Origin of the sequence: Microbulbifer agarilyticus, assembly GCF_019800665.1 — a bacterium.
Taxonomy (GTDB): domain Bacteria; phylum Pseudomonadota; class Gammaproteobacteria; order Pseudomonadales; family Cellvibrionaceae; genus Microbulbifer; species Microbulbifer agarilyticus_C.
In genome coordinates, this window is sequence record NZ_JAHVKO010000004.1 from 378,154 (window position 1) to 393,223 (window position 15,070).

14 protein-coding genes are annotated in these 15,070 nt (G+C 59.3%); 9 read left to right on the plus strand and 5 right to left on the minus strand.

Annotated elements, in window-relative coordinates; genetic code table 11:
• Nucleotides 1–36 precede the first annotated feature (36 nt).
• The 3 genes from ggt to rsmD all read right to left on the minus strand — a co-directional run bounded on the left by ggt (nucleotide 37) and on the right by rsmD (nucleotide 3,129).
• A complete protein-coding gene (ggt, locus tag KUV22_RS11050) occupies nucleotides 37–1,845 on the minus strand; it encodes a gamma-glutamyltransferase (protein ID WP_222231089.1) in 1,809 nt (602 codons plus the stop codon).
• Nucleotides 1,846–1,918: 73 nt separating this feature from the next.
• Nucleotides 1,919–2,398: a pantetheine-phosphate adenylyltransferase gene (gene coaD, locus KUV22_RS11055; RefSeq protein ID WP_077407728.1), complete on the minus strand. Its 480-nt coding sequence runs from the start codon at nucleotides 2,396–2,398 to the stop codon at nucleotides 1,919–1,921.
• A 134-nt stretch (nucleotides 2,399–2,532) separates the two neighbouring features.
• A complete protein-coding gene (gene rsmD, locus KUV22_RS11060; RefSeq protein ID WP_222231092.1) occupies nucleotides 2,533–3,129 on the minus strand; it encodes a 16S rRNA (guanine(966)-N(2))-methyltransferase RsmD in 597 nt (198 codons plus the stop codon).
• A 478-nt stretch (nucleotides 3,130–3,607) separates the two neighbouring features.
• Here rsmD and ftsY point away from each other — a divergent pair, with 478 nt between their 5' ends.
• The 7 genes from ftsY to KUV22_RS11095 all read left to right on the plus strand — a co-directional run bounded on the left by ftsY (nucleotide 3,608) and on the right by KUV22_RS11095 (nucleotide 10,052).
• On the plus strand, nucleotides 3,608–4,597 hold the full coding sequence (ftsY, locus tag KUV22_RS11065; RefSeq protein ID WP_222231656.1) for a signal recognition particle-docking protein FtsY: 990 nt from the start codon (nucleotides 3,608–3,610) through the stop codon (nucleotides 4,595–4,597).
• Between the two features lie 103 nt (nucleotides 4,598–4,700).
• The gene (ftsE, locus tag KUV22_RS11070; protein WP_222231095.1) at nucleotides 4,701–5,384 is read left to right on the plus strand and encodes a cell division ATP-binding protein FtsE; all 684 of its coding nucleotides are present in this window, start codon (nucleotides 4,701–4,703) and stop codon (nucleotides 5,382–5,384) included.
• Nucleotides 5,368–6,366 carry a permease-like cell division protein FtsX gene (ftsX, locus tag KUV22_RS11075; RefSeq protein WP_222231098.1) on the plus strand — a complete coding sequence of 333 codons (999 nt, stop codon included), beginning with the start codon at nucleotides 5,368–5,370 and terminating at the stop codon, nucleotides 6,364–6,366. Before ftsE ends, ftsX begins: the two co-directional genes overlap by 17 nt.
• Nucleotides 6,367–6,714: 348 nt before the next feature.
• A complete protein-coding gene (gene rpoH, locus KUV22_RS11080; protein ID WP_010132063.1) occupies nucleotides 6,715–7,569 on the plus strand; it encodes an RNA polymerase sigma factor RpoH in 855 nt (284 codons plus the stop codon).
• A gap of 267 nt (nucleotides 7,570–7,836) precedes the next feature.
• Nucleotides 7,837–8,214: a DUF423 domain-containing protein gene (locus KUV22_RS11085; RefSeq protein ID WP_222231101.1), complete on the plus strand. Its 378-nt coding sequence runs from the start codon at nucleotides 7,837–7,839 to the stop codon at nucleotides 8,212–8,214.
• Between the two features lie 183 nt (nucleotides 8,215–8,397).
• Nucleotides 8,398–9,135 carry a tRNA (guanosine(46)-N7)-methyltransferase TrmB gene (gene trmB / locus KUV22_RS11090; RefSeq protein ID WP_222231104.1) on the plus strand — a complete coding sequence of 246 codons (738 nt, stop codon included), beginning with the start codon at nucleotides 8,398–8,400 and terminating at the stop codon, nucleotides 9,133–9,135.
• Nucleotides 9,136–9,224: 89 nt separating this feature from the next.
• A complete protein-coding gene (locus KUV22_RS11095) occupies nucleotides 9,225–10,052 on the plus strand; it encodes an outer membrane beta-barrel protein (protein WP_222231107.1) in 828 nt (275 codons plus the stop codon).
• A gap of 29 nt (nucleotides 10,053–10,081) precedes the next feature.
• Here the strand turns inward: KUV22_RS11095 and KUV22_RS11100 are convergent, their stop codons facing one another.
• Nucleotides 10,082–11,995 (minus strand): ABC-F family ATP-binding cassette domain-containing protein, encoded by a 1,914-nt coding sequence (locus tag KUV22_RS11100; RefSeq protein WP_222231110.1) that lies wholly within the window; start codon nucleotides 11,993–11,995, stop codon nucleotides 10,082–10,084.
• An 85-nt stretch (nucleotides 11,996–12,080) separates the two neighbouring features.
• Here KUV22_RS11100 and KUV22_RS11105 point away from each other — a divergent pair, with 85 nt between their 5' ends.
• The gene (locus KUV22_RS11105; RefSeq protein ID WP_315857544.1) at nucleotides 12,081–12,650 is read left to right on the plus strand and encodes a TIGR02444 family protein; all 570 of its coding nucleotides are present in this window, start codon (nucleotides 12,081–12,083) and stop codon (nucleotides 12,648–12,650) included.
• On the opposite strand, the gene KUV22_RS11110 is transcribed toward KUV22_RS11105, so the two are convergent.
• Nucleotides 12,647–13,654: a hypothetical protein gene (locus KUV22_RS11110; protein ID WP_222231113.1), complete on the minus strand. Its 1,008-nt coding sequence runs from the start codon at nucleotides 13,652–13,654 to the stop codon at nucleotides 12,647–12,649. The two genes, KUV22_RS11105 and KUV22_RS11110, sit on opposite strands and share 4 nt — an antisense overlap.
• Before the next feature lie 538 nt (nucleotides 13,655–14,192).
• On the opposite strand from KUV22_RS11110, the gene KUV22_RS11115 reads away from it, so the two are divergent.
• A complete protein-coding gene (locus tag KUV22_RS11115) occupies nucleotides 14,193–14,981 on the plus strand; it encodes an FKBP-type peptidyl-prolyl cis-trans isomerase (protein WP_222231115.1) in 789 nt (262 codons plus the stop codon).
• Nucleotides 14,982–15,070 lie beyond the last annotated feature (89 nt).

The window sequence follows — 15,070 nt, forward strand, 5'->3', positions numbered from 1 at the left end:
GCCTGTGGAGTGTTCGGCCTGTGCGGTGGCTGGCGGTCAGCGTCCGACCGCGCTGCCTTCGCGGCGGGTGTCGGCGCCGCCATGTAGCTTGCCTTGCTTGACGGCAATACCGTGGATGCCGCTATTCAAGTCCCGGCGTACCACCTTGTGACCTTTTGCCTCGAGCTTTTTCAGTTCGTCATCGCTGAGTGTATCCGGCTCCACTTCCACCCGATAACCGATAGCACCGATGTTACCGGCGGCGATCGCCTCGGCAATGGGCATGCCTTTTGTCAGGTGGTAAAGGATGGAGCGCGCGGTGTAATCGATAATCCGCGAGCCGCCGGGTGAGCCAATAATCAGGCGCAGACTATCGTCTTCGTTAAACACCATGGTCGGCGACATGGACGAGCGCGGGCGCTTGCCGGCCTGGATACGGTTGGCAACCAGTTCCTTGTTGGCGTTGTGTGGCACGAAGGAGAAATCGGTGAGCTGGTTATTCAGCAAAAATCCTTTCACCAGCAGTCGCGAGCCAAACCCGGTCTCGATACTGGTGGTCATGCTCACCGCGTTGCCGTATTGGTCGACGATCGAGAGGTGGCTGGTGTTGGGCAGTTCGGGAGATTTGGCTTCTACGCGTTTGCCCGTAAAGGCTTTGGGATCGCCCGCTTTTGCCGGCTGTGCTTTTTCCACGTCGATCAGTTTCGCGCGCGCGGCCAGATATTCGGGTGCGACCAGTGCTGCGGTGGGTACTTCGACAAAGTCGCTGTCGGCGGCGTAGGTATTGCGGTCCGCAAAGGCCAGCTCCGACGCTTCGATAAACAGGTGGGTAAGCTCGGCGCTGCCGACATCAAACTGCTGCACCGGTGTGTGTTGCAGCATGCCGAGGATGGCGCCCACGGTGGTGCCACCGGACGATGGGGCCGAGGCACCGCACACTTCGAATTCGAAATAATCCGCGCATACCGGTTTGCGGATCTTGGCGGAGTAGCTGGCCATGTCTGCCATGGTCATCACGCCGGGGTTTTCCGGGTCGTTGCGCACAGCGTCCACGATGGCCTGGGCAATTTCGCCCTCATAAAACGGCTTGGCGCCTTTTTGGGCGAGCAGTTTCAGGGTCGCTGCATACTCCGGGTTTTTCAGGATATGCCCGACGGGCAGTGGTTTGCCGTCGTCACCAAACAGGTAGGCAGTGATGGCCGGGCGCGCGGCCACCATCGGCAGTCGGTCCGCCAGCTTGTACAGGCGTGGGGAAATCGCGAAGCCATTTTCCGCCAGTGCAATCGCCGGTTGGAACAGCTCAGCCCAGGGCAGCTTGCCGTCGCGCTTGTGGGCCAGCTCCATCATGCGCATGACACCGGGCACGCCTACGGAATAGCCACCAATCACTGCCTTGATAAAGCTCATGGGTTTGCCGTCGTGCATGAAATAGTTTTCATCCACTGCCTGCGGCGCGGTTTCGCGGCCGTCGTAGCCGTTGAGTTTATTGTCGTCGGCGCGGTAACTCAGCATAAAGGCGCCACCGCCAATACCGGAGGACTGGGGCTCCACCAGCCCTAGCACCAGCTGCGCGGTAATGGCCGCATCTACTGCGGTGCCGCCCTTGCCCAGGATCTGTTCCGCCGCCGCGGAGGCGTGGGGGTTGGCGGTGACCGCCATAAACTCGCTGGCGATGGCGGACTTGATCTCGGTGCGCCCGGTGGCGATTTCTGGCTGTGCTTCTGGTTGTACTTGCGGCTGTGCTTGCGATTGCGTTGCCTGTTGGGCGCTCGCCGGTAGTGCAAGGAGATGCAAAGACAGCGCGGCGCTGGTAGCCAGCAGCCGGGGCGTGGAAAGGACGTTGGAACGTGAGAAAAAACGATTCACTGGGCGACCCGAAAGAATGTGGATCGCCCGAGTGTATCAGACTGGCAGGACAGGTTGCGTCGGCAGAGACCGCTTAGCGGTTGTATTTCTCTTGCAGTGCCTTCTGTACGCCGGGCGGTACAAACTTGGTGACATCACCACCGAGAGAGGCGATCTCACGCACCAGGGAAGAGGAGATGTAAGACAGGTGTTCCGCCGGTGTCAGGAACAGGCTCTCCATTTGCGGCGCCAGCTGGCGGTTCATATTGGCCAGCTGAAACTCGTATTCAAAGTCGGAGACCGCGCGCAGGCCCCGCACCACACCGTGGGCGTCCAGCTGGCGTACCAGGTCGGCGAGCAGGATATCGAAGCCAATCACTTCGATGTTGTCCAGATGGGCCAGCTCCTGTTGGGCCAGCTCCACGCGCTCTTCCATGGTGAACAGCGGGTTTTTGCGCGTGCTGGCGGCAACAGCGACCACCACATGATCGAACAGGCGGCAGGCCCGCTCAACGAGGTCCATGTGACCATTGGTGATGGGGTCAAAAGTACCCGGGTAAACCACTTTTTTCATAAGCCAATTCGCCTTGCCGGCCAGAAGGGACGCGCATCTTAAACAATTTAGACGCGGCTCTCAAAATGTCGCGGCAAAATCGCCAGCAACTCCATGAATAGTGGAAATTCACGCCTCGAATTTACGCGCGGGCTTCACACCCTATACAGGCGCATACAGACCTGTCCGGCGTACTTTTCTTTCTCCAGCTGCCAGCCGTCCGGCGTCGCAATCACCGTGTCTCGCGGCGACTCCACGTACACCAGCGTGCCATCGCCGAGTCGTTGGCTCTGCGCGAGTGCATTTAGGGTGACTGCCCACAGGTCCCTGGCGAAGGGTGGGTCGACAAACACCACGTCGTAGGCCGGGCCGCCCTGGCTGGTGAACACCTCCGCGGCGCAGTTGTGCACCTCGCCCTCATCGGCTTGCAGAAGCTTCAGCTGCTCGCGCAAGGTGCGCGCGGCGCCGCCGTCCAATTCCACAAAGTCCACATGCGCGGCGCCGCGGCTCAGGGCTTCGAGGCCCAGTGCGCCGGAACCGGCAAACAGGTCCAGACAGCGCGCATCGGGCAGGTGGAATTGCAGCCAGTTGAACAGGGTCTCGCGCAGGCGGTCCCCGGTTGGGCGCAGTCCCTCGATCGGCGCAAAAGCAACTTTTCGCCCACGCCAGCGGCCACCGATGATACGCAGCTGGCTCGGGGCTTGTGTGACGGAAGACGGTTTACTCGGCCGGGGGCGGCGGTTTCTGGGCATCGGTTGTCCGGGGAAGTTGTTACAGCAGTAAATTAGACAGGGCCGCACTGTGTGCTAAACAGTCAGCGGTGCTAAGATTAGCGCCTTTCCGAGACCGGCTGCCAGTGGCAGTGACCCTCATCTATCTCCTTCGAAGAATTCGCACCCGATGATTTTTGATTTTCTGCGCAAAAAGAAGTCCGAGGACCAGGCCGCCGAGGATACGGCAGCCCCCGCGGAGTCCCAGCATCCTCTTTCCGAGGAGGTGGCCGAAGAAGCGGCCGGTGAGGCTGAATTCGTAATCCCAGAGAATCTGCAGGCGCCGGCTCCCTCGTCCGAAGAAGAGCAACTATCGACGGAAGAAGCCCCGGAAGCGGGTTTCGATCCGGCCGCCGAGGTGGCGCAGGACACGCCAGAGCCTGCCTCTGCGCCGGCACCAGCCGCGGCAGACGAGCACCTTTCCACCGAAGAAGCCCCGGAATCCGGATTCGATCCGGCGATGGAGGTGGCGCAGGACGAGCCAGCACCGGTACCGGAGCCAGTGCAGGAAAAGCCCAAGAAAGAGGGCTTCTTTGCCCGTATCCGCCGCGGCCTGTCGCGCACCAGCAGCCAGTTTGCCGAAGGGATGGGCAACCTGTTCCTGGGTGCCAAGGAAATCGACGAAGACCTGATGGAGGAGCTGGAAACCCAGCTGCTCATGGCGGACGTGGGCGTAGATGCCACTACCGAGATTATCGACCGCCTCACCGAGCGCGTTTCCCGCCGCGAACTATCTAATGGCGAAGCGCTGTACAAGGCGCTGCAGGAAGAGCTGGCCGGGCTGCTGGACAAGGTCGAAGCGCCGCTGGCGATCGACGAGAGTAAAAAGCCGTTTGTCATTCTGGTGGTTGGCGTGAATGGCGTCGGCAAGACCACCACCATTGGCAAGCTGGCCCACCGCTACCTGAACGAAGGCAAGTCGGTGATGCTCGCTGCCGGCGATACCTTCCGCGCTGCCGCGGTGGAACAGCTGCAAGTTTGGGGACAGCGTCACAATGTGCCGGTCGTGGCCCAGCATACTGGCGCGGATAGTGCCTCAGTGATCTTTGATGCGATACAGTCTGCCCAATCCCGCAACGTGGACGTGGTGATTGCGGATACCGCCGGGCGCCTGCACAACAAGTCCAACCTGATGGAAGAGCTGTCCAAGGTGCGCCGTGTGATGGGCAAACTCGACGGCGCCGCGCCGCACGAGGTGCTGCTGGTACTGGATGCCGGCACCGGCCAGAACGCGCTGTCGCAGGCCGAGACCTTCAAGGATTCCGCGGGGGTCAGCGGCCTGGTACTGACCAAGCTCGATGGCACCGCCAAGGGCGGGGTGATTTTCGCGCTGGCACAGAAGCTGGGGATTCCGGTACGCTTTATCGGCGTGGGGGAGCAGGCAGAAGACCTGCAGCCGTTTGTGGCGAAAGACTTTGTGGCGGCGTTGTTTAATCGCACCCAGGGCTGATTGTCTTAAAAAGTTGTTCCCGGTATCAGTACCTTCGCGCAGAGTGCGGTATGTTCTATAAGGGCGTGTCGCCGCCGAAATTAAGAAAAACAAAAACGCGCTCATGATCCAGTTTGATAACGTCAACAAACGCTACGAGTCCGGCCAGGATGCGCTGGGGCGCGTCAGTCTGGAAATTGATCGCGCCGAGATGGTGTTCCTGACCGGCCACTCCGGCGCCGGCAAAAGCACCCTGCTCAAACTCCTCACCGCCATCGAGCGCCCCACCCGCGGCAACATCATCGTCGGCGGCCAGAACCTCAATCGCCTGCGCAATAGCCAGATTCCCTACTATCGCCGCAACCTCGGCATCGTGTTCCAGAACCACCAGTTACTGTTCGATCGCAGCGTGTTCGACAACGTCGCCCTGCCGCTGTCGGTCTCCGGTTGCAGCCGCCGCGAAGTGGGCCGCCGCGCGCGCGCCGCGCTGGACAAGGTCGGCCTACTGCACAAAGAGAAGCAGAATCCCATTGTGCTCTCTGGCGGTGAACAGCAGCGCGTGGGTATTGCCCGCGCGGTAGTGAACAAGCCCGCCCTGCTGGTGGCGGATGAGCCCACCGGTAACCTGGACCCGAAACTGTCCGAGGAAATCATGGGGCTGTTCCGGCAGTTCAATGCGGTGGGCACCACCGTGCTGATCGCCAGCCACGACCTCGAATTGATTGCGCGCATGCGCCAGCGGGTGCTGACGCTGCAGCAAGGCCAGTTGATCTATGATGGATACCCGAGCCGTGAACCAGCGTACTAAGCCCGCCGCCAACCCACCCGAACGCAGCCGTGCCGCCGGTGCAGTGACCGCGCGCACCGGTGTGGGCGACCGCTTCAGCAGCTGGACCAACCACCACCGGGAAATGTGGCGCGAGTCGTGGGCGCGTTTCTTTGCCTCACCCATGTCCAGTGGCATGACCGCACTGGTGATTGCCATTGCTCTGGCCCTGCCCGCAGCACTGCAGTTGGGGCTTACTAACTTTCAGAAGGCGGTGGCCGGCTGGGATGGGCAGCCACAGATTTCCGTATTCCTGCACAAGCGCGCCCGCGAGAATGCGGTGCAGTCGTTCGCCGATGACTTGCGTGGGGACCCACTGGTAGCGGGGGTGACGTATATCTCGCCGGAGCAGGCGCTGGCAGAATTCCAGCAGTCCTCCGGCCTCGGGGATGCGCTGCTCGGTATGGACAGCAACCCCTTGCCAGCAGTACTGCTGGTGCGCCCGCGCGGCTCTGATACGACCTCACTGGAGACGCTGGCCACCCGCTTGCGCGACAGCGCGATGACAGATTCCGTGGTGCTGGATATGGCCTGGGTGCAGCGCCTGGCGCAGCTCACCGAGCTGGGGCAGCGCATGAGCATGGGGCTGGCATTGTTGCTGGCGCTGGGGGTGTTGCTGGTGGTGGTGAACAGTATCCGCCTGCATATCGAAAACCGCCGGGATGAAATCCTGGTGGTGAAGCTGGTGGGCGCCACGGATGCGTTTGTGCGCCGCCCCTTCCTGTACACGGGTCTGGTGTATGGCCTGGTCGGCGGTTTGATTGCCTGGCTGCTGGTGAGTGGTGGGGTATGGCTGCTGGCGGGGCCGATTAGCGGGCTGGCAAACCTCTACGGCAGTGGCTTCCGTCTTGATGGCCCCGGGTTTACCTATCTGATTGGGCTGGCCGGCGGCGCCGCGCTGCTCGGGCTTACCGGGGCCTGGTTGGCGGTGGCGCGACATATTTCCGTGATCCAGCCCCGCTAGCCCCCGATCCGGACGCCATTTACCTCATTTCATCGGCCGCTTGTGTCGCTTGACCGCGCAGTCTGCAAAGAATGGTAAAGCGCGGGCGCGCCCCGGAACTTCTGCTGTGGATAACTGCTCTAATCTCCCGTATTTCAAGGGCTGGCGCGCGATGCCGGCCATCTCCATACGGGGTTCCATTTCCCGTTGCGAGTGCTACACTGTGGCCGACTTTGCTCTCTCGGTGCCGCTTAAAGACTGAACAGTCCAGGGCCGAACGGAGCAGCCGCCGCAAACTACTGGTCCCGGTAAGAAATAGCCCGGGCAGCAAGTGCCAAGCGGGGCAATACGATACGAGGAGAATCCTGAATGGGAACCAGTTTACAGCCGATCCACACACTGTCACCGGGCGCCAATCTAAACGCCTACATCCAGACAGTGAGCGGCTTTGAGGTGCTCTCCGCTGAGGAAGAAAAGAAACTCGCGGAAGACCTCTACTACCACGAAAATCTCGAGGCAGCCCGACAGTTGGTTATGTCTCACCTGCGCTTTGTTGTGCACATCGCCAAATCCTACTCCGGCTACGGCCTGAACCAGGGCGACCTGATTCAGGAAGGTAACGTGGGCCTGATGAAGGCGGTGAAGCGTTTTAACCCGGAAAAGGGTGTACGTCTGGTGTCCTTTGCGGTGCACTGGATCAAGGCGGAGATTCACGAGTTCATTCTGCGCAACTGGCGCATCGTTAAGATTGCGACCACCAAGGCGCAGCGCAAGCTGTTCTTCAACCTGCGTGGCCAGAAGAAGAAGCTGGCGTGGCTGACCAACGATGAAGCCAAGCGCGTGGCGCAAGAGCTGAATGTCGATGTGCAGCATGTACACGATATGGAAGGCCGCCTGGCGGCGCACGATGCGGCGTTTGATGCGGGCGTGGATGACGACGAAGATTCCGCGTGGCAAGCTCCGGCGCACTACCTGGAAGACCGTCGTTACGATCCGGCCACTATGCTGGAGCACGATAACTGGCAGGAAACCAGCGTAAACAACCTGACTGCTGCGATGGATCAGCTGGACGACCGCAGCCGCGACATCATTGAGGCGCGCTGGTTGAGTGAGTCCAAGGCGACCTTGCACGAGCTGGCCGACAAATACGGTGTTTCCGCTGAGCGTATTCGCCAGCTTGAAAAGAACGCCATGAAGAAAGTCCGGGTGGCGATGGAAGCGTAACCACGCTCCGACCCAACCGGATGGAAGAACCGCGCCACTGGCGCGGTTTTTTCGTATGTGGGTTGCTGGGTTTAGTGGTATTCAGTTTAAAAGCGAGCTTGGTGGCGGGGAGGCACCGGGTGCTGCTTTTTGAAACCGCTGTGAACCCATCCATGGGCGCTGCGGCGGCGACGTCCCTGTCGCCGACGCTTTCAAAAAGCAGCACCCGGCACCTCCCCTTCGCAGCGACCCCTGTACTTCGATTGCCGATTGGAAAGGAAAACCCTGATGGCTAAATTGTATTTATTGCTGGCCGCATTTTTTGGTGGCACCGGCGTTATGCTCGGCGCTTTTGGCGCTCATGGACTGCGTGACAAGGTCGCGGAAAATCTGTTGGAAGCCTACAAAACCGGCGTGCATTATCAGATGATTCACGCGCTGGCACTTATAGCCGTGGCTATATTGATCCAGCAAATTGGTGCAAAAACCTCGCTGATTGTGAGCGGCGCGCTTTTCGCGGTTGGCATTTTATTTTTCTCAGGCAGCCTTTACGGCCTGACCTTTGGTGGACCGAGAATCCTCGGACCAATCACACCGATCGGTGGCACATTGATGATCGGAGGCTGGATAGCCCTGTTTGTCGCCGCCCTAGGTTATACGAAGTAAAAAACTACGAATCGAAGGCCAAGGGCCGGGGATGCGTTTTCAGAAGCGTCGGCGACAGGACGTCGCCGCCGCAGCGCCCATGGATGGGTTCACAGCGGTTCTGAAAACGCATCCCTGGTGCTTGGCCGCCACAGCACCAGCTACGAAGCACCCAAGGTAGGTGCTCCGAGCTAAGAGGTAAAAATGCAAGAAGAGCCAAACAACGAACAAGCGGGTGAGGAAGAAGAATTTCCCTACCGCACCGAGTTCAAAAAGAAATCCATCCGTAGCTACGTGATCCGCGGTGGGCGTATGACCGAAGGTCAGCGCAACGCGTTTGATAACTACTGGGGCACGTTTGGCCTGTCCCTTTACGATGGCGCGATCAACGCGGCAGAAGTCTTCGGTGGCGAGGCCCCTGTGGTATTGGAGATCGGTTTCGGCATGGGCGATTCCCTGCTGGAAATGACCAAGGCCGAGCAGGACAAAAACTTTATTGGCATCGAAGTGCACCCGCCGGGTGTCGGTCGTCTGATTAACAATGCCGGCAAGGAAGAGGTAAAAAACCTGCGCGTGTATATGGCAGATGCCATCGACGTGCTGAACGACTGTATTCCTGACGCCAGCCTGGATCGTTTCCAGTTGTACTTCCCCGATCCGTGGCACAAGAAAAAGCACAACAAGCGCCGCATCGTGCAGCCCGAGTTCGTGAAACTGCTGTGCAGCAAATTGAAGCCCGGCGCGCTGATGCACATGGCCACCGACTGGGAAAACTACGCCGAGCAAATGCTCGAAGTACTCGAAGCCGAGGAAATGCTGGAGAATACCGCCGGTAAAGGGCAATACTCCCCGCGCCCGGAATTCCGTCCGCAGACCAAATTCGAGCGTCGCGGTGAGCGTCTCGGCCACGGCGTGTGGGACCTGCTGTACAAAAGAAAATAAGCCGACAACATAGCGAGCCGCGCGGGAAATGGGCCGCGGTTCGCTGTGCTATCTTGTGACTACCGGTAAATGGATGCTCCGGAGCAACAATGACAACAAGCCCCACCCTCGCCCGCAAACTCCTACCTAAGCTGCTTCTGGGCAGTGCCCTGCTCCTTTCTAGCGGCCAGGCCGTGTCCGATGGGGAAGGTACTCTCAATCTCTACCTCAACGGCGGCTATTACTGGTTTGATGACCAGCGCCTGGATGGCACACCTTACTTCGGTTTTGAGCTGGAAGATCGCGCCGGCGGCGGTATCGGCTTTGGCTACAACGTTACTGATCGCTGGGCTCTTGAAGGTGTGTATAACTACTTCAGCGTCAACGTGCAGGACACGTTTGAGGACGTCGAGGTACAGAATTACCACGTCGATCTGCTGTATCAATTCGCTGGCCGCTTTTGTGGCAATTACGACTGGCAGCCCTATGTGGTGGCGGGTATTGGCGAGTTGCGCATCGATGAAGACACCTACGGCTACCCGTTTGACTGGCACCGTCGTCAGACCATGGTCAACTTTGGTATGGGCGTGAAGTACCGCCTGCACCCACGCTGGCAAGTGCGCGGCGATGCGCGCGGTTTCCAGGGAGTGGAAGAAAGTGGCCTCGACGCCTATGTGAGTATGTCGATCGGCTACCAGTGGGGTGAGGACCCGGTGGCGATTTACGATCGCGATGGTGACGGTGTGTATGACGACGCCGACGAATGCCCACAGACACCGCCTGGTATTGATGTGGACTTTCGCGGCTGCCCCATCGACACCGATGGCGACGGCGTGCCGGACTATCTGGACCTCTGCCCGAATACGCCCATGGGTATGGCGGTCAACGAAGATGGCTGCCCACGGGAAGGCTACGACCCCTACGAAATGTCGAAATAACCGCGCAGGGGTCGGATCGAGTCAGCGCGTTAACTAGCGGAGCGCGCTGCCTCCAGTGCCTCGGAGACTTCCAGCCACTCCATTTCCAGTTCATCCAAACTTTCCCGCGCCTCTCCCTGCGCTTTGGTCAGCTGGGTAATTTCATCCTGGCGGCCACCACTGTAGAGATCTTCATCCGCGAGTTTCTCTTCCAGCCGCTGTACTTCCTTTTCCGCCTTGGCCATCTTCTGCTCGATACTTTTGAGCTTGTTGGTCAACGGCTTGAGTTGTTCGCGCAGGGCCGCGGCCGCGCGCCGCTGGGCTTTCTTGTCCTCAACGGGCTTGCCATCGGTACTGACCGTGTCGTTTCCGGACTGGCGTTTTTCTTCGCGCTTGAACGCCAGCAACCACTGTTTGTAATCATCCAGGTCACCGTCGAAAGGCTCGGCGCGGCCGTCTGCCACCAGAATAAATTCGTCGGTGGTGTTCGCCAGCAGGTGACGATCGTGCGATACCAGAATTACCGCACCGGGGAATTCTGCCAAGGCCAGCGTCAGTGCATGGCGCATTTCCAAGTCCAGGTGGTTGGTGGGTTCGTCCAGCAGCAACAGGTTGGGTTTCTGCCACGCCAGCAGTGCCAGCGCCACGCGGGCTTTTTCACCACCGGAAAAACCGCCCACCGGTTCGAATACCCGGTCACCGATAAATCCGTAGCCACCCAAAAAGTCGCGCAGCTCCTGTTCGCTGGCGTCCGGCGACAGTCGTTGCACATGTAGAATCGGCGAGGCTTTGGAATCCAGCGCTTCCAGCTGGTGCTGGGCAAAGTAACCAATCTTCAGGTGCTCGCCGCACTGGCGCTCGCCGCCCAGCAGCGGCAGCTCGCCAGCGAGGGTTTTGATCAGCGAGGATTTACCGGCGCCGTTCGGGCCCAGCAGACCGATACGTCGACCGGGCTGAATGCCCATTTCCACGCGTGGCAGAATGGTTTTGCCCGGGTAACCGATTTCCGCCTCGCGCAGATCCACCAGTGGGTTGGAAACTTTCTCGGAAGCCGGCAGGCGGAAGCGGAATGGCGAGTCTACATGCGCCGGGGCGATCTCGGCCATGCGGTCGAGCGCCTTCAGGCGGCTCTGGGCCTGCTTGGCCTTGGTCGCCTTTGCGCGGAAGCGCCGCACGAAATCTTCCATATGCGCGCGCTGGGCCTGCTGCTTCTCGTATTGAATTTGCTGTTGCGCCAGGCGCTCGGCACGGGCCCGCTCAAATGCGGTGTAGTTGCCGCTGTAGAGCACCAGATCCTGCTGTTCGAAGCTGATAATGCCGTCCACCACCGCGTCCAGGAAATCCCGGTCGTGCGAGATGATCAGCAGGGTACCGGGGAAGCGCTGCAGCCACTGCTCCAGCCACAGGGTGGCATCCAGGTCCAAGTGGTTGGTGGGTTCGTCGAGCAGCAACAGGTCAGCCGGGCACATCAGTGCCCGCGCCAGGTTCAAGCGAATACGCCAGCCGCCGGAGAAGCTCTGCACCGGACGCTGCTGATCGGCGTGGGAGAAACCCAGGCCGTCCAGCAGCTGCGCGGCGCGCGCTGGACCCGAATAGCCGTCAATCGCGGCCATGCGCTCGTGCAGCTCGCCAATGCGCTTGCCGTCGCTGCCATCGGCCTCTGCGGCTTCCAGCTCCTGTTGCAGCTCACGCAGGCGGTGGTCGCCGTCCAGCGCATAGTCCAGGGCGCTGCGGTCACTGGCCGACACTTCCTGGGCCATATGCGCAATTTCCCAGCCCGATGGGACTTCGACACTGCCCGCGTCGCTCTCCTGCTGCTTGAGCAACATCTTGAACAGGGTGGATTTACCGCAGCCGTTGGCACCGATGATGCCGACCTTGTGGCCTGGGAAGATGCGGCAGCTGGCATCGTTGAGCAGGTCGCGCCCGCCCACTTGCAGCGACACCCCTTGCAGATTGATCAATGGAAACCTCTTTGATTTCGCGCGATATTGACTAGGCTATCCCCATAACAATGTCGTCGCATAACAATTTCGCCGGGATTCTATCGTGACAGAAACCGCACCTCCATCACCGCCGCACTCTCCACCAAATTCGCCCTTGCAGAACCCCCTGTGGGATTTCAGTCTCGAGTTTTATCGCCAGCCATCGGTGGCCGACTTCCTGCTGGAGTGCCAGGACAGCAAAGGGGCGGACGTGTGTCTGCTGCTGTGGGCCAGTTACACCTGCGCCTGTGGTCGCCAACTGAGTGACGAAAGCTGGCGAGTGGCGGATCGGGGGTTGGCGCCTCGGCGCCGCATGATCAATACCGTGCGCAACCTGCGCCGCTTTGTCGGGCGTATTAACAAGCAGAGCCGGCTATATGAATGGTGCAAGCGCAATGAGATTCGCATGGAGCAGCGCCAGTTGGCCGCGCTGTGGAAGCTGAATGGAGAAACCTGGCCGGAGACACGCTCACCGCTGGCGCTGGCCGGAGAACAGTATGGTCTGATGCAAAAAGATCAGGCCCGCTGGGCGGGCCTGATCGATGCCTATAGCTCTCAAGATGCCTATGACGCTAGCACGACTGCAGCAGGCACTGGCTTGGGCAATGAAGGAGCCGGTGATCGCACAAATTAGCTCTTGTGCTTGTGCTCCTCGGGGCCGTAGTGCGGGTTTTCCTCAGTGGAAAACAGGCTCTTGGCCGGCGTGCTTGGCGTGATGCTCGGGGTTACCGGGGTTGCAGCTGCAGCGCTGGACTCGGGCACCATTGGTTTTGGTTCGGAAGTCTTACTCATTACCGGTGCCGGTGATTCGCTTACCGGTGCGGCTGCGGGCGCGGCAGCAGGGGCTGGCTGAGCGGCCGGCTTTGCGGCGGCGCCATTAGATTTGTCTACTGCGGGCTTTTCAGCTGGTTTCTTCGGTGCGGCTTTTTTAGCTGCGGGTTTGGCTGCCGGCTTAGCTGCAGGTTTTGCGGCGACCTTCTTGGTTGCGGCTTTCTTCGGTGCAGCTTTTTTCGCTGCCGGTTTTGCTGCGGGCTTCTTGGCGGCTGCCTTCTTGGGTGCCGCTTTCTTGGCGGGGGTTTTCTTCACTGCGGCTTTCTTGGTTGCCGCCTTCTTCGCTGTGGCCTTTTTGGCTGCAGGCTTTTTCGCTGCCGCTTTCTTCTCGGCGGCCGGCTTGCTTGCAGTCGCTTTCTTGGCTGCCGCTTTTTTCTTTTTCGGCTTGCTCGCGGCCTGCACCTTTTTGGCCGCCGCATCTCCGGCTTTCTTCACGGCTTTTGCAGTCTTGTCGGACAGCTTGGCGGCTGTGGCAGCGGCCTTGGTTCCGCTCAGCGCTACTGCGGCTTCCTTGGCAACCTTTTCTACCTTGGCCAGCGCAGACTTGGCCGCGTCGGCTTTCTTCTTGGCAGAGGCTTTGGCGGCCGGGGTCTTTGCCTTGGCACCGGCAGTGCGGGCAGCCGCAACTTTGGCTTTGGCCTTGGCTACCTGAGCCTTGGCCTTGTCGGCATCTTTGGTAGCTTTCTTCAGGGCCTTATCGGCATCGGCCACTTCCTTGGCTCGTGCTTTTTCAATTTGGGTGGCGATCTTGGCGATCTGTTTTTCAAGAGCGTCAATGGAAACAGCGGCTTTGCGTTTGGCGGCCATGATTCAATATCCTGCGGTTGGAACGGGTTGTGAAAATCGTTATTAAAAGGGAGCCCCGATGACTTACTCCAAGATATCTCCAAGACATCCCCCAAGATATCTCGGTGTGACAGAACCACCTCTCTGCCGGAGAAAAAAGTCGAGGTCTAACGCTGATAATAGCGCTGTTATTTACTTCGTGCATCCCTACAGTACGCAGGATTTTTTATCTTTTTAACAACTGCGGCATAAGGCTTTCAAATTTCCTGCATACCCTCCGCCCGAATTGCGTGTGACAGCAAAATGAAACAACCGAGAAGAATCGCTGTCCGATGCAGCGAATGCGTTAAGAGTATGCTGGTGTGCAGGTCGTTCGCGCATGGGTTAGACTTGCCATTCGCTGCGGTCCGGCTTGCGATACTGTGATCTGCCGCACAATGCACCCAGGTGTCAGGGTGTACAACAGCGGCATAGGCAGGGAATACAGGACCTGCTCGATTAATACCGGTGCTTGCCATCGCTATTTACAATGTTTCACGGAAATAAAGAGACAACTCTCATGAATAAAACTTCTTTGGCTGCTGCGATTGCTTTGGGTATTGCACTGGTCGGTTGTAACAAGCAGGAGTCTGCCGGTTCTGCAGACATCAAACTGGAAACCCAGGAGCAGAAGGTCAGCTATATCATCGCCGAAGATATGGCTAACCGCCTCAAGAGCCAGGAAGTCGCTCTGGACCCGCAAATTGTTGCCATGGCGCTGCAAGATGTTGCTAGTGGCCGCGAGTCCCGCTTGAGCCAGGAAGAAAAGCAGAAAGTGATCCAGGTATTCCAGGAGAACATGCAGGCCAAGCAAAAAGAGCTAATGGAGAAGCAGGAAGCCGACTTCAAAGCGTCCGCGGATAAGAACCTGGAAGAAGGTAAGAAGTTCCTGGAAGAAAACGCCAAGAAAGAAGGCGTGCAGACCACCGACTCTGGCCTGCAGTACAAGGTGATTACCGAAGGCACCGGCCCGAGCCCCAGCGAAACCAGCGTTGTTGAAGTGGACTACAAGGGCACGCTGATCGATGGCACCGAGTTCGACAGCTCTTACAAGAATGGCAAGCCGGTTCAGTTCCCGGTGAATGGCGTGATCAAGGGTTGGACCGAGGCACTGCAGCTGATGAAGCAGGGCGCGAAGTGGGAACTCTACATTCCTTCTGAGCTGGCCTATGGTCCCGGCGGTGCCGGTGGTCTGATCGGCCCGAACGCGACCCTGATTTTTGAAGTCGAACTGCACAAGGCCGACGCCAACAGCGACGAAGGCGCTGCAGAAAAAGAAGCGGTTGAGGAAGATCAGGGAACCGAGTAATCGAATATCGGTTACCAGGTTGCGCTGTTGCGCACTGATCAAAAAGGGGCCTGCGGGCCCCTTTTTTATTGCTGACGCATTTGGGTGCG